The organism is Burkholderia sp. Bp9099 (assembly GCF_003857805.1).
In the GTDB taxonomy this organism is placed as follows: Bacteria; Pseudomonadota; Gammaproteobacteria; order Burkholderiales; family Burkholderiaceae; genus Burkholderia.
In genome coordinates this window covers 62,295-87,517 of the sequence record NZ_QTPU01000030.1, presented here as the reverse complement: position 1 = coordinate 87,517, position 25,223 = coordinate 62,295, and the positions used below count along the sequence as shown (strand labels likewise).

The following is a 25,223-nucleotide window of genomic DNA, read 5'->3' as shown; positions in this document are numbered from 1 at the left end:
TGACGATGAACGCCGCGTTCTGCGGGGTGAGCAGGTGGTCGTTCGCGGGATCGCGAATCGGTTCGCTTGCCATGGTTGCCTCCAGAAACAGGACAGGAAGTGAGAGAAATCCCGAGGATCCAGGGTGGGCGGCCGCGGTGTCGGGATCGTCGTTGCGGCGGGGCGCCCGTGCTGTCGCACACGTCCGATACGGTGCGCGCGGCGGGCGAATGCTCCAAGCTTAGTCAATCGATTCGGCGCGCGAGGCACCCGTCGGGGAAAGTCTCGGTCGCGTTCGCGCAATCGATCCCCATCGAAGAACGATGCTATGCGCGCAACAACCGGGTTTCCAGTCCCGTAGAATGCCGTCAGTGTTCTATGGGTGGAACAATCATGGATGACCTGAACGACCTCTACTATTTCGTGAAGGTGGTCGAGCACGGCGGCTTCACGCAGGCGGGGCGGGCGCTGGATGTCCCGAAGTCGACGCTGAGCCGGCGCATCGCCGCGCTGGAAGCGCACTACGACGTGCGGCTGCTGCAGCGGACGACGCGTCATTTCACGGTCACGGAAACCGGCCGCGAATTCTACGAACGCTGCCTCGCGGTGCTGGTCGAGGCCGACGCGGCGCGCGAGGTGATCGAGCGCCGGCACGCGGAGCCGCGCGGGATCGTCCGCGTGAGCTGCCCGACCGCGCTGCTCGAATATCGCGTGAGCGAGCTCGTCGCGCGCTTCATGGCGATTCATCCGGCGGTGCACGTGCATCTCGAAGCGACGAACCGCCGGGTCGACCTGCTGAGCGAAGGCTTCGACCTGGCGCTGCGTGTGCGTTTCCCACCGCTGGAGGACAGCGACCTCGTGATGCGGATTCTCGGCGACAGCCCGCAGCGGCTGGTGGCCGCGCCGCAGTGGCTGGCCGGACGCACGGTGCCGGCCGACCCGGCCGAGCTGGCCGGCGAGCCGAGCCTCGACTGGGGGCCGCCGCGGCAGCACGTGTGGCAGCTGGTCGGGCCGAACGGCGAGCAGGCGCAGCTGCGCCATCATCCGCGCTACATCTCCGACGACATGCACGCGTTGCGCGACGCGGCGATTCATGGCGTCGGCATCGTCCAGTTGCCGTGCATGGTCATCGAGGACGACCTGCGCGACGGCACGCTGATCGACGTGCTGCCGGGGTGGGCGCCGAAGGGCGGCGTGATTCACGCGGTGTTCCCGTCCCGGCGCGGGCTCCTGCCGCGCGTGCGGCTGCTGATCGACTTCCTCGCCGAACACATCCGCAAGGACTGACGGCGGTGGGGCGCCGTCGTCGGACGGCGCCTTTCGATCACGCCTTCCGCGCCGTCAGTGATGCTTGCGGATCTGCACCTGCACCTTTCCGTCGCGGATCGGCATCACATCGGGGCTGTCGTCGCCGACTTCGCTCGCGATCAGGTCGTTCAGCCGGCCGTTCATCGCGAGCAGCAGCTCGCCTTGCTGCTTGCGGTCCCGCGCGAGATTGTGCATTTCGGCCGGATCGTTCGTGACGTCGAACAGCTCGACGTCGTTGCGCGCGAACAGGTCCTCCAGCGTCGTCGGCCGGTTGAACTCGAGCGGCGAGAAATAGCGCGTGAACCGATAACGGCCGTCGTACACGCTGCGGATCGTGCCGCGCAGCCGGAAGTCGGGCTGCTGCGCGAGCGCGCGACGCAGCAGCGCGTCTTCGGGCACGCCTTTTTGCCGCAGCGCGGTCAGCTCCTTGAGCATCCATTCGCTGTCGTAGTAGAGCAGCATCGCGTAGTTGAACAGCGTGGCGTCGCGTGCCGCGTGCAGCTTCGCGTCGGCCGGCTTCGCGAGCCAGCGCGTGAGGTCGTGGCCCTTGAGCGCGTCGCCGCGGATCGACGCGGAGCGCGCGGTGTCGATGCCGGTCAGCCCGAGCAGCGTCGGCGCGATATCGATGTGCGACGTCAGCGCATCGCACTGCGTGCCGCCCGGATACGCGGGATGGCGGATCACGAGCGGCACGTGGTTCTGCGGCTGATACGCGGTCGCGCCCTTGCCGACGAGCTGGTGGGCGCCGACGTGATCGCCGTGGTCGGCCGTCATCACGACGATCGTGCGCTCGTCGAGGCCGAGCGACTGCAACGACTGCAGCAGGCGCACGACGTGCGTGTCGCAGTCGCGGATGCAATTGAAGTAGTTATCCTGGTAAATGCGCAGGCGTTCGTCGGTGAACGGATAGCGGCCGACGAGGTTCGCATGCGCGGCATTGAACATCCCGTGCGCGGCCGGTCGTCCGGGCGCGTCGTACGGCTGCCGGCGCGACGCCGCGAGCGGCACGTCGCGCCACGACGTGCGATACAGCGCGTCGTCGGGCGGTGGCGCGTTGCCGAGCATCGGATGGTTCGCGTCCTGCACGGCCGAGCCGTTCGTGTCGGTGTTCACGAACATCACGTCGTGCGGATTGACGAGGTTCACCGCGAGGAACCACGGCTTGCCTTCCTTCTCGAGCCGCGGCGCATGGTTGCGCATCCAGCTCACCGCGGCCTCGGTCGTGATGCCATCGTATTGATAGCCGCCGCGCACCATCCCGATCAGATCGCCGACGCCGAAGTAGTCGTCGAAGCCGTACGCGCGGATCGTGCGGTTGTAGTCGGCCACCGGCGCGGTGTACGGGCTCGTGGTTTCGTGCATCGTCGCGCTCAGGTGCCACTTGCCGAGATACGCGGCGTAGTAGCCGGCGTCGCGCAGCATGTGGCCGACGGTGCGCACGTCCGGCGACATGTCCTTCTGCCAGGGCATGCCCGCGTTGTCGAGCACGCCGGTGTGCTGGATGTGCTGTCCGGTGTAGACGGTGGAGCGCGACGGCGAGCACACGCACGCGGCGATCTGGTGGCGCGTGAACGTGATGCCGTCGCGGCGCAGCGCTTCGCGGCCCGGCGCGGGAAACGGCCAGCGGTCGAAGTGGCGCTCCTGGTCGGTCAGGATGAACAGGATGTTGTAGCCGGCGGGCGGCGCGGCGGGTGCCGTCGCCGCGCCGTGAAACGCGGGCGCGGGCCCGGCGTCGCCGCTTGCCGCGGCTGCCGCGGCTGCCGGGGCGGCCGGCACCGCGTTGGCCGTGCGAGCGTCCGCGCCGAAACCGGCCGCCGCGACCGCCGCGCCGGCGAGCTTGAGGAACTGGCGCCGGGCCGCGGGTGCGCCGGCGGTGGGGTCCTGATCGTCTTTCACGTCGTCGTCTCCTGTTCGTGCCGGCGCGCGCCCGGGGTTTTCATGCCGACGACTATGCGGCACGATCGCGTATCGATCGATGAAAGATCGCGATCGATCGATAACCCCCGGAACATGAATGACGGAGATGTCAGTGACTTTCGCGACCCGCGGCCCGGGCGGCCGCCTTGCGCCGGACCCGCTCGCGCCGCCCGGCGCGCCGGCCCACGACCCGCGCATCGCGCAGGCGCTGCGCCGGCTGCGGCTGCGCGACCTCGAGACGCTCGACGCGCTCGCCCGCACGCAGCTTCGCGCGCACGGCCGAGGCCGCGTCGATCACGCAGCCGGCGCTGTCGAAGTGGCTGCGCGAACTCGAGGCGTCGCTCGGCCTGCTGCTGTTCGAGCGCACGTCGCGCCGCGTCGCGCCGACCGCGTACGGCGATGCGCTGCTCGAATGCATCGGCCGCGTGCTGACCGACTTGCGCGGCGTCGCGCCCGCGTTCGACGCGTTGCGCACCGGCGCCGGCCGCCCGGTGTCGATCGGCCTGCTGCCGAACATGGCGCCGCAACTGATTCCGGGCGTGCTCGCCTGGCTGCGCGACGCGGGGCGCGCGGTGCAGCTCAACGTTCGCGAGGACACGCTCGACCGGATGCTCGCGCAGGCGCAGCGCCACGAACTCGACCTGCTGGTGTGCCGGCTCGACGTGTCGGCGCTGCGCGCAGGGCTCGACATCGCGCCGCTCTATCGCGACGACATGATCGTCGTGTGCGGGCCGCGCCATCCGCTGCTGCGGCGCCCGCGAGTCGGCTGGCGCGACGCGGCGGCGTTTCCGTGGATCGCGCCGCCGCTCGGCTCGCCGGCGCGCACGGCGCTCGATGCCGAGTTCGCGAAGGCGGGCCTCGCGCCGCCGGTCGTGATGATGGAATCGGTGTCATGGCAGACCAACCGCGCGGTCGCCGAACAGACGCCGTGCCTGTTCGTGCAGTCGGCCCGCGCGTTCGGCATGGCGGCGGCCGCCGGCGAGCGTGTCGGCCGCTTGCCGCTGAAGCTGTCGACGATGCCCGACACGGTCGGCGCGCTGTTCGCGGCGCCGGCGGGCACGTCGGTGGCGGCCGCGATCGACGCGCTGAAGGCGGTCACGCGCGAGCCGCCGGGCGGGCACGCGTGAGGCGCCGCGCGCGCCAACCGTCTGATGAATCGGGCGCCGCCACGCGCGTCGCCGCGCATGCGGGGCGCGACCGCGCGTAAGCCCTGATGCACGCGGATGCGCGGGGCCGCGCGGATTGGTGTTAAATGTATTTTGATACGCGTCGCGACGCGCGCTCTTGGGGACGCACCGGGCTCTCGTAAACCCGGAGCGATGAAAAAACGGCACGAAGAATCGCTACGAATCGGGCGCATCAGACCCGGTCGAACTGACGGCAGGATTCATCTTGAATACCGAACCGCAAAGTTCTCGCTACAGTCTCGGCCTCGCAGCGGAAGTGCTCGCATCCGAGCAAAGCGTGCTGAGGCTGATCACACGCAATACACCACTGCCGGAACTGCTCGTCGAGGTCTGCCGGCGCGCCGAGGCGCTGCTCGGCGACGGCGCGTCGTGCACGATCCTGCTGCTCGACGCGGACGGCGTGCACGTGCACGTCGGTGCCGCGCCGTCGCTGCCCGTGCAGTACAGCGCGGCGATCGACGGCGCATCGATCGGGCCCGCCGCGGGCTCGTGCGGCACGGCGATGTACGAGCGCCGGATGATCGCCGTCGAAGACATCGAAACCGATCCGCTGTGGGCCGCCTACCGTTCGTTCGCGTTGCCGCACGGCCTGCGCGCGTGCTGGTCGGTGCCGTTCCTGGACGATACGGGCACCGTGCTCGGCGCATTCGCCGTCTATCACCGTACGCCGCGGCGGCCCACCGACACCGAAACCGACCTGCTGCGCGATATCGGCAACAGCGTCGGCCTCGCGGTGCACCAGGACTGGATCGCGCGGCAGCTCGCGCGCAGCGAGGAACATCACCGCCTGGTCGTCAACAGCCTGAACGAAGGGATTCTCGTGGTGTCGCGCGACGGCATGGTGATCGCGAGCAATCCGAGCGCGAACCGGATGATGCGTGCGAAGGGCGACCTCGTCGGCCGCCGGCTGTCGACGGTGATCCTGTACAAGCTGCGCGAGGACGGCACACCGCTCGCGCCCGACGACTGGCCGAGCCGGCTCGCGTTCACCACGGCCATGCCGCAGCTCGACTACTCGGTCGGCTTCGGGCTCGCCGACGGCGACGTCATCTGGGTGCGCGGCAACGCGGTGCCGATCGTGAAACCGGGCGAGACGCAGCCCGAATCGGTGCTCGTGTCGTTTCACGACATCGGCCCCGTGCGCGAAGCGCAGCAGCAACTGCGCTACCTGGCGACGCGCGACGCGCTGACGGGCCTCTACAACCGGCGCTGGCTCTCCGAACGGATGCGCGAGCTGTTCGGCGCGCGCGAGGCGGCGGCCGGGCCTGCGCATGTCGCGATCCTGTTCCTCGATCTCGTCGGCTTCAAGAAGGTCAACGACACGGCCGGCCACGAGGCCGGCGACGCGCTCTTGCGCAGCGTCGCGGCGCGCCTCGCGGCCTGCGCGGGCGGGCGCCACGCGCTCACGCGCGTCGGCGGCGACGAGTTCGTGATCCTCGTCGACCACTGCGACGATCCCGACGAGCTGGCCGTGCTCGCGCGCGAGGTGATCGACACGATCGCGCAGCCGTTCGAGATCGCGAACAACGAATACTGGCTCGGCGTGTCGATCGGCATCAGCGTCGCGCCGCGCGACGGCGACGATTCGGTCACGCTGATGCGCAACGCCGACTCCGCGATGTACGACGCGAAGCAGCGCGGCCGCAACCACTTCACGTTCTTCACCGCGCAGCTGAACCAGCGCCTGCAGCGCCGCTTCGCGATCGAGCAGTCGCTGCGGCGCGCGTTCTCGTCGGACATGCTGCGGCTCGCGTACCAGCCGGTCGTCGACGCGCGCAGCGGCCGCACGGTCGGCGCCGAAGCGTTGCTGCGCTGGACGAGCCCCGAACTCGGGCCGATGTCGCCGGCGGAATTCATTCCGGTCGCGGAAGATACCGGGCTGATCGTCGCGATCGGCCAGTGGGTGCTCGAAACGGCCTGCCGGCAGGCCGCCGAATGGCGCCGCACGATCGCGCCCGACCTGACGCTCGCGGTCAACCTGTCGCCGCGGCAGTTCCACGAGGGGCTCGTCGAGTCGGTCTACCACTGCCTCGCGCAGACGCAGCTCGATCCGGGGGCGCTCGAACTGGAGATTACCGAAGGACTGCTGATGAACGACACGGACACCGTGCTGCCGATGCTCGAAGCGCTCACGGACATGAACGTGCGGATCTCGGTCGACGATTTCGGCACCGGCTACTCGTCGCTCGCCTACCTGAAGCGTTTCCCGCTGCACAACCTGAAGGTCGACCGTTCGTTCGTATCGGGCGTGCCCGATCATCGCGACTCGGTCGCGATCACGCAGGCCGTCGTCGCGATGGCGCATTCCCTCGGGATGAAGGTCACCGCGGAAGGCGTCGAGACCCAGGCGCAGTCGTGGTTCCTGCAGCAGATCGGCTGCGACATGCAGCAGGGCTACCTGTTCGGCCGGCCGCTCGATCCGACCGATTACGCGCGCCGGCTCGTCACCGTGTAGGCATTCAGGCGAAACCGCCGCCGGCCGGCGGAACCGGGGGCGCCGGCGGCGCGTCGATCTCGACGCGATTCTTGCCGTCGTGCTTCGCGCGATACAGCGCGCGATCGGCCGCCTCGATCAGCGAGGTGGTCGGCAGGCCGGGGGCCGGCACGATGCTCGCGCCGCCGATGCTGATCGTCACGTAGCGGCCCGTCGACGCGTGCACATGCTCGAGCCGCAGCGACTCGACCGCGAGGCGGATCTTCTCGCCGAGCAGCCGCGCGGCGCCCGGCGACGTGGCCGGCATCACGACCGCGAACTCCTCGCCGCCGAAACGCGCGGCGAGATCGCCGGACTGCCCGAGACAGCGTTCGATGGTCGTCGCGACCTGCTTGAGCACGCTGTCGCCCGATACGTGGCCGTACGTGTCGTTGTACAGCTTGAAGTTGTCGACGTCGATCATCAGCAGCGACAGCTCGCTGCGCTCGCGCGTGCCGCGCCGCCATTCGGCGGCCAGGTATTCGTCGAGATAGCGGCGGTTCGACAGCCCGGTCAAGCCGTCCGAGTGCGTGAGGCGCCGCAGTTCGAGATTGGCCTCGAGCAGTTGCTGCTGCGATTGCCGCAGCGCGCGGTAGGCCTCGTCGCGCTGCAGCAGGTTCATGTACGAGCGCGAGTGATAGCGGATCCGCGCGACCAGCTCGATGCGGTCGGGCAGTTTCACGAGATAGTCGTTCGCGCCGGCCGCGAACGCGGCGCTCTTGATCACCGGCTCTTCCTGCGTCGACAGCACGATGATCGGCACGTCACGCGTCGCCGGATTCGCGCGGTATGCCTTCACGAGGCTCAACCCGTCGATGCCGGGCATCACGAGATCCTGCAGGATCACGGTCGGCCGCGTCTCGATCGCGGTCGCCAGCGCGTCGTCCGAGCGCGGGCAGTAGTGGAAGTCGATGCCGTCCTCGTCGACGAGCGCGCGCCGGATAGCTTCCGCGACGATCGTCTGGTCGTCGACGAGCAGGACCATCGCGGGGGTGTCGGCGTGCGGCGTGGGCGGCACGTGCAAGGCGTCGAACGCCGCCTGCAGGCTGCCGGGCGGGCGGGTGAGGTCGCTGGTCATGATTGATGCAGGGTCGCGCCATGGCTGCGACGGGTGTGACAGGGTTTCATTGGGTTCAGATTCGCGCGAGTGCCGCCAGCTCGCCCGCGATGCGCTCGAGCGGCAGGATCGCGCGGGCCGCGCCGAGCGTCGCGGCCGCCTTCGGCATGCCGTAGACGGCGCTGGTCGCCTCGTCCTGCGCGATCGTGTGATAGCCCTTCATCCGCAGGGCCTTCAGGCCGATCGCGCCGTCGCGTCCCATGCCGGTCAGCAGCACGCCGATCACGCGGCCCGGCCAGTGCTCGGTCAGGCTGTTGAAGAACACGTCGACCGACGGCCGGTACGGCGTGGCGGCCGGTTCGCGCGTGTATTCGAGCGTGCCGGTGCGCGTGATGCGCAGGTGATCGTCGGTCGCCGCGAGCAGCGCGACGCCCGGCTGCGGGCGGTCGCCTTCGTGCGCGACGCGCACGGTCAGCGGCGTCTGGCCGTCGAGCCATTGCGCCATGCCTTCGGCGAACGCGCGATCGACGTGCTGGACGATCACGATCGGCGCGCTGAAGTCGGCCGGCAGGCTGCCGAGGATCGACGCGAGCGCGCCGGGGCCGCCGGCGGACGCGCCGATCGCGATCAGCGGGCCGCCGCCCGTGCGCGAGGCCGTGCCGGCCGCGCGGACACCGCCGGGCGCGTCGAGCAGGCGGCCGATCTGGTCTATCTTGGCGAGCAGCAGCCGCGCGGTGTCGCCGGCCGCGTCCTCGCCGAGGCGAGGCGTATCGACCGCGTCGAGCGCGCCGGCACCCATCGCTTCGAACACGCGCCATGCGTTCGCGCCGATGCAGCTCGTCACGATCAGGATCGCGCACGGGCGGGCGGAACGCATGATCCGCCGCGTCGCCTCGATCCCGTCGCACTTCGGCATGACCAGGTCCATCAGCACGACGTCGGGCGGTTGCGCGGCGCACAGTTCGACGGCTTGCGCGCCGTCGGTCGCGACCCACAGCACGCGATGTTCGGGCCGGCGCGCGAGCGCGCGGCGCATCGCCTCGACGGCAAGCGGGAGGTCGTTGACGATGCCGATATTCACAAGCGGGATGCTCCGGTCGGTTCGTAGTGTTGGGTATGGGCCGGGTTCATGAAAGGCAGTGCCGGTTCGGCGCCGCCGAACGGCATCGGCGGGCGCGCGGCACGGAATTCTTTTCGATTGGCGACGTCCGCATGCTGTCATGCGGCGCGAGCGGCGGCAATCGAAAAAATTGCGCATTGCGTCGTTTCAGACCCTTTTCTCTATTCGGGGGCGACATTTTTTGCCGCCCGCGAAGGCGGACGGCCGTCTGCGGGACGATGCGGCAGTGCGGAAACCCGTTGCCGGCGCGTTCGTTTCGGCGGGAAACGGGCGGGCGCATGCGCGGGCATCGGCGAGCCGGCCGCGCAGGCCGGCGCACCGCGCCCGGGCGCGTTCAGTCGATCAATGGCTGCGCGCGTACCCCTGGATCAGCGCGCGCATCATCCCTTCGACGGTTGCGTCGAGCAGGTCGGCTTCCTGCTCCGATTCCTCGACGAGCGCGGCATAGGCGGTCGCGAGCGTCACGCGGTCGACTTCGTGGCGTTGTTCCATCAGCGTCACCATCCCGTCCTTCGCCAGATGAGCGGAGAACGCGCGGCTGCCGATGGTCTGGAATACGTCAATCATGGCGGCTCTCCCGAACGTTGCCGATGCCTTCCAGTTTAGTCGGCGCACCGGCGCTCCGCCATGCGCGGCGGGCGCGCGGGTCGCCCGCGGTTCGCGCGGCGCAAGCGTGCATGCCGCGCGCGCCGCCGTTGCCGCCCGCTGCCGACCGCTCGGGCCGCACACGGTCGAAACACTGCTGACACACTTCTGGCACACGGCTGACATACGGCTGACATACGGCAGGCACAAGGCCGGCGCACGGTAGTACCGGTTTCAACGTTTGGCCGAAGCCTTAAATTGTCGACTTTTTATCGATAAAATCCGGTGTTGGATTTTGCGGCCTGAACCCGGTCGAAACTGGGCGGGCGGCACGTCGTCACGGCGCCGCGCATCCAACACAAGGAGGAGCAATGCTGGTGCTGATTGGCGTGCCAATCGTCGTGATCGGTTTCGCGCTGCGCTTCAACGCGCTGCTGGCGGCGACGATCGCGGGCCTCGCGACGGGGCTGGCGGGCGGGATGCGATTCTCGGCGCGATCGGGATGCTGAGCGGCTTCTGCGGTACGCTGACGACGCCGATGGCCGCGAACTTCAACATCGTGCCGGCCGCGCGGCTCGAACTGAAGGACAAGAACGGCGTGATCGAGGCGCAGTGGCCGACCGCCGTGCTGCTGCTGGCCGTCAACACGCTGCTGATGTACGCGTTCGTATTCCGCTTCTGACGAGATGCCCATGACCGACCGACTGACCCCCGAACTCGCCTCGAAATTCGCGTCGCTCGCGCTCGCGCACCTGACCCGCGAATATCCGAACAGGCTCACCCATTCGCTCGAAGGCCCGCACGACGTGCAGGGGCCGCGCGCATTGCACCCGATCTTCTACGGCAGCTACGACTGGCATTCGTGCGTGCACGGCTACTGGCTCGTGCTGCGCGTGCTCGAACGCTATCCGGCGTTGGCGCAAGCCGAGCGGATCATCGCCGTCGTCGACGCGCATTTCACCGACGCGAACGTCGCCGGCGAACGCGCGTATCTCGCGCTGCCGCACAACAGCGGCTTCGAGCGGCCGTACGGATGGGCGTGGCTGCTGGCGCTGTCCGCGCAGCTGGAGCGGCTCGCGCTGAAGGGCGTGGTGCCGCAGGCCGCCCGCTGGGCGAAGACGATCGCGCCGCTCGCCGACCTGTTCGTCGCGCGCTTCGAGACCTTCCTGCCGAAGGCGACCTATCCGCTACGGGTCGGCACGCACTTCAACACCGCGTTCGCACTGGCGCTCGCACTCGACTTCGCGCGCGCGACGCAGCGCGACGGGCTCGCGGCGCTGATCGTCGATACCGCGAGACGCTGGCACCTGAACGATGTCGCGTGCCAGGCGTGGGAGCCGTCGGGCGACGAGTTCCTGTCGCCCGCGCTGATGGAGGCGGAGCTGATGCGGCGCGTGCTGCCGGCGGCCGAATTCGACGGCTGGTTCGCGCGTTTCCTGCCGGATCTCGCGCGCGGCGAGCCGGCGACGCTGTTCGTGCCGGCGACGGTCAGCGACCGCAGCGACGGCAAGATCGCGCATCTGGACGGCTTGAACCTGAGCCGCGCGTGGTGCCAGCGCGCGCTGGCCGGCGCGCTGCCGGCAGACGATGCACGGCGCGCGAGGCTGCTCGATGCGGCCGACCGGCATCTCGCGAGCGCGCTCGCGCACGTGGCCGGCGATTACATGGGCGAGCACTGGCTCGCGACGTTCGCGCTGCTGGCGATCGAAGGCTCCGTGTACTGAATCTGTCAGGTTTTCGTGGGGGCCGATGGCTTTGCATCCGGCGCAATACCACTTTCCACCGGCCGACCGGCTCGACCCCGCGGCAGACTCGATACACTGCCGTACCGGTTGCACGGGCCCCCGCATTCAGGCCCCGACGAAGGAGACAAGACAGATGGACACCCAACGCGCAGCGGTCGTGACGTACCGCGGCAAGGCGATCGAGAACAAACACGTCGCCGACGTGGCGGTGGTGGATGCCGGCGGCAAGCTGCTGTTCCGGCTCGGCGATCCGTACCGGATGACGCTCGCGCGCTCGGCGGCGAAGCCGGCCCAGGCGCTGTCCGTGATCGAGACGGGCGCGCCCGAGCGGTTCGGTTTCGACGACGCGGACATCGCGTTGATGTGCGCGTCGCACAGCAGCGAGGAGCGGCACATCGCGCGCACGCGGGCGATGCTGGAGAAGGTCGACGCGCAGGAGTCGGATCTGCGGTGCGGCGGGCATGCGCCGCTGTCGGACGCGGTGTACCGGTCGTGGATCAAGCGCGACTACACGCCGACCGGCGTCTGCAGCAACTGTTCGGGCAAGCATGTCGGGATGCTGGCCGGTGCGCGGGCGATCGGCGCCGCGATCGCCGACTATCATCTGCCGGAGCATCCGATGCAGGTGCGCGTGAAGCAGGTGGTCGCCAACGCGTGCGGCCTGCGCGACGACGAGGTCGACTGGGCGATCGACGGCTGCAACCTGCCGACGCCGGCGTTCCCGCTCGATCGCCTCGCGCGTCTTTACGCGTCGCTGGCCGACGGCGCGGATACGGTGGCAGCCGGCGGCGCCGCGGCGACCGGTCGCGTGCGCGCGCTGGCGCGCATTCATCATGCGATGACGGCCCATCCGGAGCTGGTCGCCGGGGAAGGGCGCTACTGCACGGTGCTGATGGATGCGTTCGACGGGCAGGTCGTCGGCAAGCTCGGTGCGGATGCGTGCTACGGGATCGGCGTACGCGCATCGGCGCGCACGCGGGCGCTCGGCGCCGACGGCGCGCTCGGCTTCTCGGTGAAGATCGAGGACGGCAACATCGACGTGCTGTACATGATGGTCAGCGAACTGCTCGAGCGTCTGCAGATCGGCACGGACGCGCAGCGCGCGCGGCTCGCCGCGTTCCACCGGCCGCGGATGCTGAACACGCAGGGTGTCGAGATCGGGCACGCGACGTTCCCGTTCGAATTGCAGCCGGCCTGACGGGCGTCGGCGCACCGATGCCGAGGGCCGCGGTGCGCAGCGGCGCCGCGTTGCCGGCCGGCGCGACGGCAGCCGCTACGCGCCCGCGTCGCGAATCTTCGCCAGCTCGACTTCCGACAGCTCGCCGATGTGCGCGAGATGCTCCATGAGGAAGTCCTTCAGCACGCGCAGCTTCGCCGAGCTGCGCCGGTTCGACAGATACGCGATGTAGATGTAGTCGCCCGTCAGCTTGTTCTGCAGCCGGTAGCGCGGCAGCACGGCTTCGAGCCGACCGCTCGCGAGCAGGTCGCGCACCAGCCAGATCTCGAATTCGGCGATGCCGAGCCCCGCGCAGGTCGCATCCAGCAGCAGTTCCGAATGATCGGTGACGAGGTTGCCGGCCGGCAGCACGCTGTGCCGCGCGTCGCCGCGCACGAGCTCCCAGCGCGGATCGCCTTCCGGGTGCACGTAGCGCAGGCAGTTGTGATGCCGCAGGTCGTCCGGCGTCGCGGGGCGCCCGCAGCGGTCGAGATAGCCGGGCGTCGCGCACAGGATGCTGTCGTTGCGCGACAGCCGGTGGACGACCAGGTTGTCCAGGTAGTTCTCGCCCTCGTGAATGTCGAGGTCGAAGCCGCCGGCGACGAGGTCGTTGTGGTTGTCGGTGAGCCGCACGTCGAGCTGGATCGTCGGGTAGCGTGCGAGAAACGGCGCGATCAGCGGCGCGAGGTGGCGGCGGCCGAACCCGACCGGCGCGGTGAGCTTCAGCGGGCCGCTCGGCTGCGAATTGAGCTCGGCGACGACGCGCAGCGTGTCGTCGAGATCGGCGATCAGCGTGACCGCGCGTTCCAGGTAGATGTGGCCGGCCTCGGTCAGCGTCACGCTGTGCGTCGAGCGATGCAGCAGCGCGACGCCGAGCGCGTCCTCGATCGCCGTGATCTTGCGCGCGACGGTGGACGTCGACACGTGCATCTCCTTCGCGACCGCGGAAAAACTCCCCATTTCGACGACCCGCACGAACGCGCGCATCGCGCCGAGGTGATCGATGCCGGTGTCTCTTGCCATTGTTTTCATTCGTCTCTCGCTGTTGCGTCCCACGCAAAACCGCTTTCGATAATACAGAGGCGAGCTTCTTTATGCAAAGGCATAGAATGCGATCCCGTCGCACGGGGAAGCGGTGAACGCAGCCGCCTGGCCGCGGCGGCACGAGATATTTCAGGAGGGGCACCCATGACGGAAAACGGCTTCCGCGTCGAAGCGGATCTCTTAGGGAAACGAAGCATTCCGGATTCGGCGTACTACGGCGTCCATACGCTGCGCGCGAAGGAGAACTTCGACATTTCGGGGCGCACGATCGCGTCGCTGCCGTACCTCGTCATGGCGCTCGCGGCGGTGAAGGAAGCCGCGGCCGACGCGAACTGCGAGCTCGGGCTGCTGCCGCACGCGTATCGCGACGCGATCGCCGCCGCCTGTGTCGAGATCCGCGAAGGTCGCCTGCACGACCAGTTCGTGGTCGACATCATCCAGGGCGGGGCCGGCACGTCGACCAACATGAACGCCAACGAGGTGATCTGCAACCGCGCGCTCGAGATCATGGGGCACGCACGCGGGCAGTACGAATACCTGCATCCCAACGAGCACGTCAACCTCGCGCAGAGCACGAACGACGTCTACCCGACCGCGATCCGGATCGCGACCTGCTTCGCGGTCGAGCATCTGCTCGACGCGATGGCGCGCCTGCGCGATGCGTTCGCGGAGAAGGCCGACGCGTTCTCGGATCTGTTGAAGCTCGGCCGCACGCAGTTGCAGGACGCCGTGCCGATGACGCTCGGCCAGGAGTTCTCGACCTACGCGGTGATGGTGACGGAAGACATCGCGCGCCTGCAGGAAGCCGGCTTGCTGATGCGCGAGATCAATCTCGGCGCGACCGCGATCGGCACCGGCATCACCGCGCATCCGCAGTACGCGGAGAAGGCGCTGGCCGCGCTGCGCCGCATCACCGGCCTGGACCTGAGCACCGCGCCGAACCTGATCGAGGCGACGCAGGACTGCGGCGCGTTCGTGCAGGTCTCCGGCGTGCTGAAGCGGATCGCGGTCAAGCTGTCGAAGATCTGCAACGACCTGCGGCTGCTGTCGAGCGGCCCGCGTGCCGGCTTCGGCGAAATCAACCTGCCGCCGGTGCAGGCCGGCTCGTCGATCATGCCGGGCAAGGTGAACCCGGTGATTCCGGAAGTCGTGAACCAGGTCGCGTTCGAAGTGTTCGGCAACGACCTGACTGTGACCTTCGCCGCCGAGGCCGGCCAGCTTCAGCTCAACGCGTTCGAGCCGGTGATCGCGAGCGCGCTGTTCCGCAGCTTCGGCCATCTGACGGCCGCCTGCACGACGCTCGCGGACCGCTGCGTGAGCGGAATCACCGCGAACCCCGAGCGGTTGCGCGAAACGATGGAGCGGTCGGTCGCGCTCGCGACCGCGCTGAACCCGTACATCGGCTACAAGCGCGCGACCGCCGTGGCCGCCGAGGCGCACGCGAGCGGCAAGTCGATCCGCGAAGTCGTGCTCGATCGCCAGCTGATGACCGCCGCGCAACTGGACGAGGCGCTGCAGCCCGAAGCGCTGATCCGTCCGCGCGCGTACTGATTCCGGCCGCGCGGCGCCGGCGCCTGCCGCCGGCGGCCCGCGCGCGGCCGTTCCCGAGCGCCCGTCGACGGGCGCGACACATCAAGAAACGGAGACACACCATGAAGCACGCCAGCGAGCGCGCGGCCGACCCGGCCGGCGGCGCGGACCCCCGTCACGCCGATCGCGATGCGATGTTCGCGTCGCACGAGGCCGGCTATGCGCAGCACCTGAAGCCCCGACACGTGCAGATGATCGCGATGGGCGGTGCGATCGGCACCGGCCTCTTTCTCGGCGCGGGCGGCCGCCTGCAGAGCGCGGGGCCCGCGCTGGCCGTCGTGTATCTCGTGTGCGGCGCATTCGCCTTCCTGATCATGCGCGCACTCGGCGAGCTCGTGATGCACCGGCCGACCAGCGGCTCGTTCGTGTCGTACGCACGGGAGTTCATGGGCGAGCGCGCGTCGTTCGTCGCGGGCTGGATGTACTACCTGAACTGGGCGACCACCGGCATCGTCGACATCACCGCGGTGGCGATCTACATGAAGTACTGGGCCGTGTTCACCGACGTGCCGCAGTGGGTGTTCGCGCTCGGCGCGCTGGGGATCGTGTCGGTGATGAACATGATCGGCGTGAAGGTGTTCGGCGAGATGGAGTTCTGGTTCTCGATCGTCAAGGTGGGGACGCTCGCGCTGTTCCTCGCGGTCGGCGCCGTGTTTCTCGCGAGCGGCCATCCGGTTGCCGGGCAGATGCCGGGGCTGCACCTGATCGCGGATCACGGCGGGATCTTCCCGCACGGGATCCTGCCGGCGGTGCTGATCGTGCAGGGCGTCGTGTTCGCGTATGCGAGCATCGAGCTCGTCGGTGTCGCGGCGGGCGAGACCGCCGATGCGCGCAAGGTGCTGCCGAAGGCGATCAACAGCGTGATGTGGCGCATCGCGCTGTTCTACGTCGGCTCCGTCGTGCTGCTGACGATGCTGCTGCCGTGGACCGCATACAGCGCGCACGAAAGCCCGTTCGTCACGTTCTTCAGCAGGCTCGGCGTGCCGTACGTCGGCACGGTGATGAACGTCGTGGTGCTGACCGCCGCGCTGTCGAGCCTGAACTCCGGCCTCTATTCGACCGGGCGCGTGCTGCGTTCGCTCGCGATGGGCGGCTCGGCGCCGCGCTTCGTGTCGCGGATGAACGCGCGCGGCGTGCCGTACGGCGGGATCCTGGTCACGGTCGCGGTCAATGCGATCGGCGTGCCGCTGAATTACATCGTGCCGGCGCAGGCGTTCGAGATCGTGCTGAACATGGCGTCGCTCGGGATCATCACGACCTGGGGCTTCATCGTGATGTGCCAGATCCTGTTCCGCCGTGCGGTCAATCGCGGCGAGCTGAGCCCCGTGTCGTTCCGGATGCCCGGCGCGCCGTTCACGTCGTGGCTCACGCTCGGGTTCCTGGTCAGCGTGCTGGTGCTGATGGCGTTCGATTACCCGGGCGGCACGTGGACCGTCGCGATGATTCCCGTGGTCGTGCTCGCGCTGGTGGTCGGCTGGAAGCTGGCCAAGCGCGGTGCCGCGCGAGAGGCTGCTGCCGAGGCTGGCGTGCCGATCGTTGCCGATCCGGCGAGCAACGTCTGACGACAGGCCCGGGCGGGCGACCGCCCGGTGCGCTCAGTTCAACCCGGCGCGTGCGCCGACCCAGCGGCTGAAGTCGCCGGCCATCTGCGCGGTCAGCTCGTGGCCGGCGTCATAGAGCTGCGTGTCGTGCGCGACGCCGAGCGCGGTCAGTTTCGCGTCGGCCGTGTTCGCCCACGCGACCGGCAGCTTGTCGTCGAAGCGGCCGTGCATCACCAGCGCGTGCAGCGGGCTCAATGCATCGCGGGACGCGATCAGCGGATCGATCTCCGGCAGGATGCGCCCGCACAGCACCGCGAACGCGGCGACGTCGGCCGGCGAGGTGAGACCGACGCTCGCGCTCATGATGCCGCCCTGGCTGAAGCCGGCGATCACGGTCGGCAAGGCGACGGGTTCGTTCCCGGGGTCCCGCGCGCGCAACGCGCGCAGCAGCGCGATCAACTGCACACGGCTCGCCTCCGCGCGGGCCGCATCGATTTCCGGGCCGTTCGGGCCGAAGCGCACCGGAAACCACGCGTGCTGGCCGGGGCCGAACGTCAGCGGCCCGCGCACGAACGCGATTTCGACGCGCGGATCGATCGTGGCGGCCAGGTTCAGCAGGTTGGTTTCGTTGCCGCCGACGCCGTGCAGCAGCAACAGGCGGCCCGCGGGGCGGCCGGCGGCCGGGCGCAGCCGGTAGTGGAGGCCGGATTCGGGGTCGGTGGTCAGCGGCAGGACATCGGTCATTGCGTGGGTCCGGTGGGGGAGTGATCCGATAGTCTAGAACGCGCGGACGGGGAGATGAATCGCCGGATGGTGATTGATTGTTTCCTGTTGGGAATGAATGTGGAGCCAGAACGTCCGATATTGGGTACGGCTACGTGTGTCCCGTCGCGAGCAAATTTCCCGAGAGGCGACCGTTCATCACCAATATGTCGACCGCACGACTCGCCGCCGCGACCCACAGTCGGCAAAATATCCACGTTTTGTCGATGCATGGAGTGTCGAGATGGAGACCGCCAAGATTTTCGAGCATGATGGATCGCAGGCTGTTTGCTTGCCGAAGGATTTCCGCTTCGATACCACGGAGGTCCGGATTCGGCGGCACGGCGCGTCTGTCATCCTCGAGCCCGTGCCGCAAGGCTGGGCGTGGTTGACGCCACTGATCGGCCCGGTTGATGCCGATTTCGAGGAAGCTGCGACAACCGAGCCCGCCGCTCATGAATGCTCCGGGCCGGACGTGTTCGAATGAAGTTTCTGCTGGATATCACCGCAACCGGATCACCGTCGACTTCAACTCCGTGTACTTCTCCAGCGCGTGCAATGAGTTGTCGCGCCCGTTGCCCGATTCCTTGAAGCCGCCGAACGGGAAGTTCATGTCGTCGGTTTCCTCGTAGCCGTTCACCCACACCGTGCCGGCCCGCAGCCGCCGCGCGGTTTCGTGCGCGGTCGTCAGGTTCGCGGTCCACACCGACGCCGCGAGCCCATAACGCGTGTCGTTCGCGAGCGCGACAGCCGTATCGAGATCGTCGAACGCCGTCACCGCCAGCACCGGCCCGAAAATCTCCTCGCGCACGATCCGCGCATCGGCCCGCGGACAGTCGAACACGGTCGGCTCGACGTACTCGCCGCCGCTCGCGGCGCGCGCGCGCCGGCCGCCCGCGAGCAGCGTCGCCTCGTCACGGCCGGCATCGACGTAGCCGAGCACGCGCTCGACCTGGGCGGCGTCGATCAGGCTGCCCATCCGCGTGTCGGGCGACAGCGGATCGCCGGGCGCATACTCGGGCGCGATCGCGAGCACGCGCGCGACCAGTTCGTCGCGGATCGCGCGATGGACGAGCAGGCGCGAACCCGCCGTGCACATCTGCCCGGTGTTGTAGAACACCGCATGCGCGACGGTGCGCGCCGCGCGTTCGAGATCGGGGCAATCGGGCAGCACGATCTGTGGCGACTTGCCGCCGAGTTCGAGCCATACGCGCTTCAGGTTCGAATCGGCCGCGCAGCGCGCGACTTTATGGCCGACCGCGGTCGAGCCGGTAAACGCGATGCAGTCAACGTCCGGATGCCGCGCGAGCGCTTCACCTGCATCGCCGAACCCCGGCAGCACGTTCAGCACGCCGGCCGGCAGCCCGGCCTGCACGGCCAGCGCGGCGAGCCGCAGCGCGCTCAGCGGTGACTTCTCGGACGGCTTGAGCACGACGCTGTTGCCCGCCGCGAGCGCGGGCGCGCATTTCCACATCGCGATCATCGCGGGGAAATTCCACGGCACGACAGCCGCGACCACGCCGATCGGCTCGCGCGTGACGAGCCCGACGAGATGCGCGTCGGCCGGCGCGACCTCGCCGCCGGTCTTGTCGATCGCCTCGGCGAACCACTCGGCGCAATACGCGGTGGACGGGATGTCGATCGTGGTCGTATCGCCGATCGGCTTGCCGGTGTCGAGCGTTTCGAGCAGCGCGAGATCGTCCGCGTGCTCGCGGATCAACGCGGCCCAGCGCAGCAGCACGCGCTTGCGTTCGCGCGGCGATGCGTCGCGCCAGATGCCGCTTTCGAACGCGCGCCGCGCGGCGGCGACCGCGAGGTCGGCGTCGGCCGCGCGGCAATGCGCGACCGGCGCGAGCACGCGGCCGTCGATCGGGCTCGTGCATGTGAAGGTGGCGCCGTCGTGCGCGTCGCGGAACGTGCCGTCCACGAACGCGCGGGAAGCGATGTCGAGCTGGCCAGCGCGGCTGCGCCAGGCGTCGTGCGTCTGCATGGGAAAACTCCGTCGTGGTTCGGCTTGGTCAGCGGGAAGTGGAAGCAGCGGAAGCAGCAGGGGCCGCGCGGCGGATCGCGATCGCACGGCCCGCGTGCGGCTCGCGCGGCGCGCGCGCATGCTCGGCGTGAATCGCGTCGAGATGCCGGCGGATCGCGTCCGGAAACGGCGCCGAGCGTTTCGCGCGCATGTCCACGTGCGTGAGCAGCTGTTCGCCGGTCGCGAGTTGCGCGCCGGTCGTCGCGTGATGCATCGAATGGAACACGTGCAGCCGGCGATCGTCCAGGTCGAGCAGCCGCACCGTGAGCCGCAGCGGCTCGCCGAGCATCGCTTCGCGCAGGTGGCGGATGTGCGTTTCCGCGGAATAGATCGAGCAGCCGGCGTCGCGATAGTCGTCGTCGATGCCGAAGTAGCGGAAGAACGCATCGCTGCTGTCGCCGAACACGAGCAGGTAGCACGACTCGCTCATGTGGCCGTTGTAGTCGACCCACTCGGGCTGCACGATGCAGCGATGCAGTTCGAGCGGCGTCGCGATCGGCGCGGCCGGGTCGTACGGGCGCGACTTCTGTCCTTCGTAGGCCGAGCGCAGGCGCGGCTCGGCGGCGGGGCTGAGGGTGGTCGTCATCCAGTGCACTCCGAGGTTCGGAACGGGCCCGCACGTCATCCGCGGGGCTGCCGGTCGATGTTATGACGGGTTGAACGTTTTTTCAATAATGAAATCGCCGATGGGTGTAAACACCGGTGCATCCGTTCTCGTCAATCGATTGAACATTCATTCAGCAAAACCTATACTCGCCAGCGCCGCGGTGCCGAAGCGAAGCAGGCGGGCGGCGTTCACGCACAACGAAAATCGAGCCGCCGCGCGCGGCAACCGGAGACACCGAAAATGAAGAAGCGCTTCCTGCTGGCCGGCATGATGTCGGTGATGGTCCACGGCTACGCCCATGCCCAGAGCAGCGTGTCGCTGTACGGGATCATCGACGGCGGCATCACCTACGTGAACAACACGGGCGGCGCGCATGCGTACCTGTTCGACGACGGCGTGTCGTACGGCAACCGCGTCGGCCTGATGGGCACCGAGGATCTCGGCGGCGGCAACAAGGCGGTGTTCAAGCTCGAGAGCGGCTTCCGGCTCGGCACCGGCAGGCTGAACCAGGGTGGCGCGATGTTCGGGCGGCAGGCGTACGTCGGGCTCGGCAACGACTGGGGCACGCTGACGTTCGGTAATCAGTACGACTTCGCATTCGACTTCACGGCCGCGTACAACGTCAGCGCGTTCGGCAGCGGCTACGGCGTGCATCTCGGCGATTTCGACCGCCAGAGCGGGGACCGGCTGCAGAACGCGGTGAAATTCGTCAGCAACAGCTTCCACGGGCTCGTGGTCGGCGGCATGTATTCGTTCAGCAACGACGCGGGCAGCTTCCATGACGGGAGCGCATGGAGCGTGGGCGCGAGCTACACGCACGGCGATTTCTCGGCGGGCGGCAACTACACGCGGCTCAACGCGCCACGCCGGCTTGCCGCGCTCGATCCGTATGCGCAGATGGGCGTGCGGACGATGCTCGGGCAGACGGTCGCGACGGTCGACCCGGCGACGGGCGCCGTCACCGACCTGCACGATTCGACGCCGTTCTCGATCGATTCGCAATCGATCTTCGGTGTCGGCGCGTCGTACACGTTCGGCAAGCTGACGCTGAACGCGGACTTCAGCAACACGACGTTCAAGGGCTACGGACAATCGTCGACGATGCGCGTGTACGAAGCGGGCGGCCTGTACCAGGCGACCGTGCCACTGTCGCTCGTCGCGGGCTATCAGTACACGACGTTCGAAGGTCATCACTGGCACGAAGTCGCGCTCGGTGCGCATTACGCGCTGTCGAAGCGCACCGACGTGTATGCGGCGGTCGACTGGATGCGTGCATCGAACGGCGTCGACGCGGTGATCGGCTACAGCTTCACGCCGTCGACGAGCCGCACGCAGGCCGCCGCGCGCATCGGCATGCGGCACAATTTCTGATCCTCACTCGCTCCCGGGCCGGGTTCGGCCGGCCCCGTCGATCATGTCCGATCCTTCCTTGAACGGCGACGTCGTCGCCGCGCTGCGCGACGCACTCGGCGCCGATTGCGTCAGCGTGGGCGACGCCATCGGCGCGCGTCATTTCACGAACTACGGCGAAGCGGCCGGCCCGCGGCCGCGAGCGTTGGTGCGGCCGCGCAGCGTCGACGATGTGAGCCGCGCGCTCGCGATCTGCACCGCGTATCGTCAGACGGTCGTGCCGCAGGGCGGAATGACGGGGCTCGCGGCCGGCGCCGGGCCCGGTGCGCAGGACGTCGTGCTGTCGCTCGAACGCATGAAGGGCGTCGTCGAGATCGATGCGGACGCGGCCACCGTCACCGCGTGGGCCGGCACGACGCTGCAGGAGCTGCAGCAGGCAGTGGACGACGCGGGATTCGCGCTCGGCATCGATCTCGGCGCGCGCGGCTCGTGCCAGATCGGCGGCAACGTCGCGACCAATGCGGGCGGCAATCGCGTGATCCGCTACGGTACGACCCGCGAGCAGGTACTCGGCCTCGAGGTCGTGCTGGCCGACGGCACCGTGCTGAGTTCGCCGAACAAGATGCTGAAGAACAACGCGGGTTACGACCTGCGGCAGATTTTCGTTGGCAGCGAAGGCACGCTCGGCGTCATCACGCGCGTCGTGCTGCGGCTGCATCCGCGGCTCGCCGCGCCATCCACCGCGTTGTGCGCGGTGCGCGATACGGCGGCGGCGCTCGCACTGCTGCGCGACGCGCGTGCGGCATGCGCGGACTTGCTGAGCTTCGAGGCGATGTGGCCGGCGTTCTACGGCTACGTGTGCGCGCATACGCCCGGCACGCGCGCGCCGCTGCCGGCGGACGGCGGCGTCAAGGTGCTGATCGAATGCGCGAGCGGCGATGCCGCGCAGACGGCCGAACGGTTCGAAGCGGTGCTGGCCGACTGGCTCGAACGCGGGCTGATCGACGATGCGGCGTTCGCGCAGACCGCGGCCGATGCGCAGGCCTTCTGGACGGTGCGCGAAGGGCTCGCGATCGACGATCTCCCCGGCGTCGTCAATTTCGACGTCGGCATTCCGCCGCGCGCGACGGAGAAGTTCATCGACGCGTGCGAGCGCGCGCTGAACGCACGCTGGCCCGGGGCGCACGTGTTCTTCTTCGGCCACCTCGGCGACAGCAACCTGCATGTGTGCGTTTCCGCGCCGTATGCGACGGGCGAGGGCGCGCACGACGTCGACTCGGTGTTGTATCCGCTCGTGCGCGATGCGGGCGGCTCGGTGTCGGCCGAGCACGGGATTGGCCGCTACAAGCGCGACTGGCTCGGTTGTTCGCGCAGCGACGTCGAGATCGCCGCGATGCGACGTCTCAAGCATGCATTCGATCCGTTCGGACTTCTGAATCCCGGCAAGGTGATCTGAACGGCGGAGCGTTCTTCGCTTTCGACGGACGGCTCGGCAATCAGGCAGCGGCCCGCTCGCGCATCACGCAAGCGGGCCGCCGCGTTTCAGGCCGGCATCACGCGTCGAGCCGCACCAGCGCATCGACGGCCACCGCACCGCGTTCCATCACCAGCAGCGGATTGACGTCGAGTTCGACGAGCGTGTCGGCATGCGCCTGTGCGAAGCGTGCGATCGCCATCACGTTCGCGACGACCGCATCGAGATCGGCCTTCGGCCGCCCGCGATAGCCGGTCAGCAGCGGGCCGAGCTTCAACCCGAGCAGTGCGTCGCGCACGTCGCTTTCGCGCACCGGCAGCAGCAGCGTCGCGGTGTCGCGGATCAGTTCGACCAGCACGCCGCCGGTGCCGAGCACCAGCGCGAGACCGAAATTCGGCTCGCGCTTCACGCCGACGATCAGCTCGAGCAGCGGCGCGTCGGCCATCTTCTCGACGAGGATGCGTTCGACGTGCACATCCGGCGCATAACGCGCGACCTGTTCGGTCATTCGCACGACGGCCGCGGCGACGGCTTCGGGCGAGCCGAGCTTCAGCGCGACCGCGCCGGCCTCGGTCTTGTGCGGCAGGCGATCGCTGACCACTTTCACGCAGACCGGAAAGCCGAGCCGCTGCGCGGCGGCCGGCGCATCGGCGGGCGCGACGCATTCGGCCGGCGGCACGTCGAGCCCGTGCGCGGCCAGCATCCGCTTGCTCGCCCATTCGTCGTGCAGCGTTGCGGTGCCGTGGCCGCCGTCGCCCGCGCGCAGCACCGGCAGCGCGTTCAGCGCGTCGGCGTCGAGCACGCGGCGGCGCGTGTCGCCGTAGGCCATCGCCGCGCCGATCGCAGCGATCCCGTCGGCCAGCCCCTGCAGCGGCGCGACGCCGGCGGCGGCCATGCGGGCCGCGTGATCGGGCGGCGTCAGGTCCGGAAACACCGAAATCACAGCGCCGACCACGCCGTGCTGGCGTGCGGACGCCGCGAACGCGTCCGCGGCGATATCGCACAGCGGCCGCTCGCCGGTCGCTTCCTGCGGATAGTCGAGGATCATCGCGGCGGCGCCCGGGCGATCGGCGAGCAGCGCGTCGCAGCACGCGCGCATCTTGTCGGGGTCGCCCCACGGCGTGGTCGTGAAGTCGAGCGGGTTCGCGATCGTCGCGTACGCGGGCAGCACGTTGCCGAGCGCGTCGCGGCCGGCATCGCCGACCGGCGGAAAAGCGATGCCGCGCGCTTCGCCGAGATCGGCGACGAGCCCCGCATCGCCGCCGGACGTCGCCAGCGCGGCGAGCGTTCGGCGCTCGGGCACGCCTGCGATCGCGAGCAGCTTCAACGTCTCGACGAGGCCGACCGGGTCCTTCACGCGAATCACGCCGAGCCGCCGGAACAGCGCGTCGTACAGCGCGTCCGAGCCCGCGAGCGAACTCGTGTGGCTCATCGCGAGCTGCGCGCCGAGCGTCGACGTGCCGCTCTTCAGCGCGACGATCGGCACGCCGCGCGCGAGCGCGCGGGCTGCGGCCTCGCTGAACGCGCGCACGTCCTTCAGCCCTTCGAGGTGCACGCCGATCGCGCGGATGCGCGGATCGTCGACGAACGCATCGACGAGGCGCGCGATGTCGACCGACGCCTGGTTGCCGACGCTCGCGAGATACGCGAACGGCACCGAGCGCGCGCTCATCGACAGGTTGTACGCGAGGTTGCCGCTCTGAGTGATCACCGCGACGCCCGATTCGACGCGCGGCGCGCAATGCGCGACCGGCCACAGCGCGCTGCCGTTCAGCCCGTTGATCAGGCCGTAGCAATTCGGGCCGAGCACGGCCATGTCGCCGGCCGCGTCGACCAGCGCCTGCTGCAGCGCGGCGCCGTCGGCGCCCGTTTCGGAGAAACCCGACGCGTAGACGATCGCGCCGCCGGCGCCGCGTGCGGCGAGCGCGCGCACGACGTCGATCGCCTGGCGCGCGGGCACCGCGACGAACACGGCGTCCGGCGCGGCGGGCAGGTCGGCGACGCTCGCATGGCAGCGCACGCCGTCGATCTCCGCATGATTCGGATTGACGAGTCGGATATCGCCGGCATAGCCGTAATCGCGACAGCGCTGCACGGCGCCCGCGATGCCGCGTCCGCCGACGAACGCGATGCTGGCCGGGTCGAGCAGCCGGCGCAGATTGGCCGCGGCGGCCGCGCAGCGATCCCTGACTGCGGGAGAGGAAGTCATGAAAGGTCCTTTCGGAAGTCGCGCCGGACG

The 25,223-nt window shown here is 69.2% G+C and carries 19 protein-coding genes and 3 pseudogenes; 12 read left to right on the top strand and 10 right to left on the bottom strand.

Annotation, left to right across the window (positions count from 1 at the left end; all coding sequences use genetic code 11):
- Positions 1–73: pseudogene (locus DIE17_RS29650) on the bottom strand (hydrolase); the annotation flags it as partial.
- Positions 74–372: 299 nt separating this feature from the next.
- Here DIE17_RS29650 and DIE17_RS29645 point away from each other — a divergent pair.
- Positions 373–1,266 carry a LysR substrate-binding domain-containing protein gene (locus DIE17_RS29645; RefSeq protein ID WP_044843906.1) on the top strand — a complete coding sequence of 298 codons (894 nt, stop codon included), beginning with the start codon at positions 373–375 and terminating at the stop codon, positions 1,264–1,266.
- A gap of 54 nt (positions 1,267–1,320) precedes the next feature.
- On the opposite strand, the gene DIE17_RS29640 is transcribed toward DIE17_RS29645, so the two are convergent.
- A complete protein-coding gene (locus DIE17_RS29640) occupies positions 1,321–3,183 on the bottom strand; it encodes a sulfatase-like hydrolase/transferase (protein ID WP_124921449.1) in 1,863 nt (620 codons plus the stop codon).
- 167 nt (positions 3,184–3,350) lie between these two features.
- On the opposite strand from DIE17_RS29640, the gene DIE17_RS29635 reads away from it, so the two are divergent.
- Positions 3,351–4,331, top strand: coding sequence for a LysR family transcriptional regulator (locus DIE17_RS29635; RefSeq protein WP_260439271.1), 981 nt, complete (start codon positions 3,351–3,353; stop codon positions 4,329–4,331).
- A gap of 265 nt (positions 4,332–4,596) precedes the next feature.
- Positions 4,597–6,846, top strand: a complete 2,250-nt coding sequence (locus DIE17_RS29630) for a bifunctional diguanylate cyclase/phosphodiesterase (RefSeq protein WP_124522980.1) — start codon at positions 4,597–4,599, stop codon at positions 6,844–6,846.
- A gap of 4 nt (positions 6,847–6,850) precedes the next feature.
- Here DIE17_RS29630 and DIE17_RS29625 read toward each other — a convergent pair whose 3' ends face one another.
- From DIE17_RS29625 to DIE17_RS29615, 3 genes are all read right to left on the bottom strand, one after another.
- A complete protein-coding gene (locus tag DIE17_RS29625) occupies positions 6,851–7,942 on the bottom strand; it encodes a diguanylate cyclase domain-containing protein (RefSeq protein WP_124893605.1) in 1,092 nt (363 codons plus the stop codon).
- A 55-nt stretch (positions 7,943–7,997) separates the two neighbouring features.
- A complete protein-coding gene (locus tag DIE17_RS29620) occupies positions 7,998–9,002 on the bottom strand; it encodes a chemotaxis response regulator protein-glutamate methylesterase (protein WP_044843909.1) in 1,005 nt (334 codons plus the stop codon).
- 381 nt (positions 9,003–9,383) lie between these two features.
- Positions 9,384–9,608 carry a hypothetical protein gene (locus DIE17_RS29615; RefSeq protein WP_039357299.1) on the bottom strand — a complete coding sequence of 75 codons (225 nt, stop codon included), beginning with the start codon at positions 9,606–9,608 and terminating at the stop codon, positions 9,384–9,386.
- Positions 9,609–9,997: 389 nt separating this feature from the next.
- Between DIE17_RS29615 and DIE17_RS29610 the strand changes: the two are divergent.
- From DIE17_RS29610 to DIE17_RS29595, 4 genes and pseudogenes are all read left to right on the top strand, one after another.
- Positions 9,998–10,114, top strand: a pseudogene (locus tag DIE17_RS29610) (5-oxoproline transporter, DUF969 family subunit); the annotation flags it as partial.
- Positions 10,099–10,308, top strand: a pseudogene (locus tag DIE17_RS29605) (5-oxoproline transporter, DUF979 family subunit); the annotation flags it as partial. The pseudogenes DIE17_RS29610 and DIE17_RS29605, both read left to right, overlap by 16 nt.
- A 10-nt stretch (positions 10,309–10,318) precedes the next feature.
- Complete coding sequence (locus DIE17_RS29600; RefSeq protein ID WP_124921448.1) at positions 10,319–11,350, top strand: DUF2891 domain-containing protein; 1,032 nt, start codon at positions 10,319–10,321, stop codon at positions 11,348–11,350.
- Positions 11,351–11,504: 154 nt separating this feature from the next.
- Complete coding sequence (locus tag DIE17_RS29595) at positions 11,505–12,569, top strand: asparaginase (protein ID WP_124921447.1); 1,065 nt, start codon at positions 11,505–11,507, stop codon at positions 12,567–12,569.
- Between the two features lie 75 nt (positions 12,570–12,644).
- Here DIE17_RS29595 and DIE17_RS29590 read toward each other — a convergent pair whose 3' ends face one another.
- Positions 12,645–13,619, bottom strand: a complete 975-nt coding sequence (locus DIE17_RS29590) for a LysR family transcriptional regulator (protein WP_044843913.1) — start codon at positions 13,617–13,619, stop codon at positions 12,645–12,647.
- 156 nt (positions 13,620–13,775) lie between these two features.
- Here DIE17_RS29590 and aspA point away from each other — a divergent pair, with 156 nt between their 5' ends.
- Positions 13,776–15,182, top strand: coding sequence for an aspartate ammonia-lyase (aspA, locus tag DIE17_RS29585; RefSeq protein WP_124488871.1), 1,407 nt, complete (start codon positions 13,776–13,778; stop codon positions 15,180–15,182).
- A gap of 101 nt (positions 15,183–15,283) precedes the next feature.
- Positions 15,284–16,783 carry an amino acid permease gene (locus DIE17_RS29580; RefSeq protein WP_124522976.1) on the top strand — a complete coding sequence of 500 codons (1,500 nt, stop codon included), beginning with the start codon at positions 15,284–15,286 and terminating at the stop codon, positions 16,781–16,783.
- 33 nt (positions 16,784–16,816) lie between these two features.
- Here DIE17_RS29580 and DIE17_RS29575 read toward each other — a convergent pair whose 3' ends face one another.
- Positions 16,817–17,506: an alpha/beta hydrolase gene (locus tag DIE17_RS29575; protein WP_124522974.1), complete on the bottom strand. Its 690-nt coding sequence runs from the start codon at positions 17,504–17,506 to the stop codon at positions 16,817–16,819.
- 262 nt (positions 17,507–17,768) lie between these two features.
- On the opposite strand from DIE17_RS29575, the gene DIE17_RS29570 reads away from it, so the two are divergent.
- On the top strand, positions 17,769–18,011 hold the full coding sequence (locus tag DIE17_RS29570) for an antitoxin (RefSeq protein WP_124522972.1): 243 nt from the start codon (positions 17,769–17,771) through the stop codon (positions 18,009–18,011).
- Positions 18,012–18,026: 15 nt separating this feature from the next.
- Here the strand turns inward: DIE17_RS29570 and DIE17_RS29565 are convergent, their stop codons facing one another.
- Both DIE17_RS29565 and DIE17_RS29560 read right to left on the bottom strand, forming a co-directional pair.
- A complete protein-coding gene (locus DIE17_RS29565) occupies positions 18,027–19,514 on the bottom strand; it encodes an aldehyde dehydrogenase (RefSeq protein ID WP_124921446.1) in 1,488 nt (495 codons plus the stop codon).
- 28 nt (positions 19,515–19,542) lie between these two features.
- A complete protein-coding gene (locus DIE17_RS29560) occupies positions 19,543–20,139 on the bottom strand; it encodes a thioesterase family protein (RefSeq protein ID WP_124522968.1) in 597 nt (198 codons plus the stop codon).
- A gap of 261 nt (positions 20,140–20,400) precedes the next feature.
- On the opposite strand from DIE17_RS29560, the gene DIE17_RS29555 reads away from it, so the two are divergent.
- Together DIE17_RS29555 and DIE17_RS29550 are read left to right on the top strand one after the other, a co-directional pair.
- Positions 20,401–21,531, top strand: a complete 1,131-nt coding sequence (locus DIE17_RS29555) for a porin (protein ID WP_124522966.1) — start codon at positions 20,401–20,403, stop codon at positions 21,529–21,531.
- Between the two features lie 43 nt (positions 21,532–21,574).
- Positions 21,575–22,966 carry an FAD-binding oxidoreductase gene (locus DIE17_RS29550; protein ID WP_124522964.1) on the top strand — a complete coding sequence of 464 codons (1,392 nt, stop codon included), beginning with the start codon at positions 21,575–21,577 and terminating at the stop codon, positions 22,964–22,966.
- Positions 22,967–23,063: 97 nt separating this feature from the next.
- Here DIE17_RS29550 and DIE17_RS29545 read toward each other — a convergent pair whose 3' ends face one another.
- The gene (locus DIE17_RS29545; RefSeq protein ID WP_124921445.1) at positions 23,064–25,193 is read right to left on the bottom strand and encodes an acetate--CoA ligase family protein; all 2,130 of its coding nucleotides are present in this window, start codon (positions 25,191–25,193) and stop codon (positions 23,064–23,066) included.
- Positions 25,194–25,223 lie beyond the last annotated feature (30 nt).

Coding starts and splice junctions, on each gene's coding strand:
- DIE17_RS29545 (WP_124921445.1), bottom strand. CDS start 25,193: ATGACTTCCTCTCCCGCAGTCAGGGATCGCTGCGCGGCCGCCGCGGCC.
- DIE17_RS29615 (WP_039357299.1), bottom strand. CDS start 9,608: ATGATTGACGTATTCCAGACCATCGGCAGCCGCGCGTTCTCCGCTCAT.
- DIE17_RS29550 (WP_124522964.1), top strand. CDS start 21,575: ATGTCCGATCCTTCCTTGAACGGCGACGTCGTCGCCGCGCTGCGCGAC.
- DIE17_RS29575 (WP_124522974.1), bottom strand. CDS start 17,506: ATGACCGATGTCCTGCCGCTGACCACCGACCCCGAATCCGGCCTCCAC.
- DIE17_RS29625 (WP_124893605.1), bottom strand. CDS start 7,942: ATGACCAGCGACCTCACCCGCCCGCCCGGCAGCCTGCAGGCGGCGTTC.
- DIE17_RS29565 (WP_124921446.1), bottom strand. CDS start 19,514: ATGCAGACGCACGACGCCTGGCGCAGCCGCGCTGGCCAGCTCGACATC.
- DIE17_RS29590 (WP_044843913.1), bottom strand. CDS start 13,619: ATGAAAACAATGGCAAGAGACACCGGCATCGATCACCTCGGCGCGATG.
- aspA (WP_124488871.1), top strand. CDS start 13,776: ATGACGGAAAACGGCTTCCGCGTCGAAGCGGATCTCTTAGGGAAACGA.
- DIE17_RS29580 (WP_124522976.1), top strand. CDS start 15,284: ATGAAGCACGCCAGCGAGCGCGCGGCCGACCCGGCCGGCGGCGCGGAC.
- DIE17_RS29560 (WP_124522968.1), bottom strand. CDS start 20,139: ATGACGACCACCCTCAGCCCCGCCGCCGAGCCGCGCCTGCGCTCGGCC.
- DIE17_RS29645 (WP_044843906.1), top strand. CDS start 373: ATGGATGACCTGAACGACCTCTACTATTTCGTGAAGGTGGTCGAGCAC.
- DIE17_RS29555 (WP_124522966.1), top strand. CDS start 20,401: ATGAAGAAGCGCTTCCTGCTGGCCGGCATGATGTCGGTGATGGTCCAC.
- DIE17_RS29600 (WP_124921448.1), top strand. CDS start 10,319: ATGACCGACCGACTGACCCCCGAACTCGCCTCGAAATTCGCGTCGCTC.
- DIE17_RS29570 (WP_124522972.1), top strand. CDS start 17,769: ATGGAGACCGCCAAGATTTTCGAGCATGATGGATCGCAGGCTGTTTGC.
- DIE17_RS29595 (WP_124921447.1), top strand. CDS start 11,505: ATGGACACCCAACGCGCAGCGGTCGTGACGTACCGCGGCAAGGCGATC.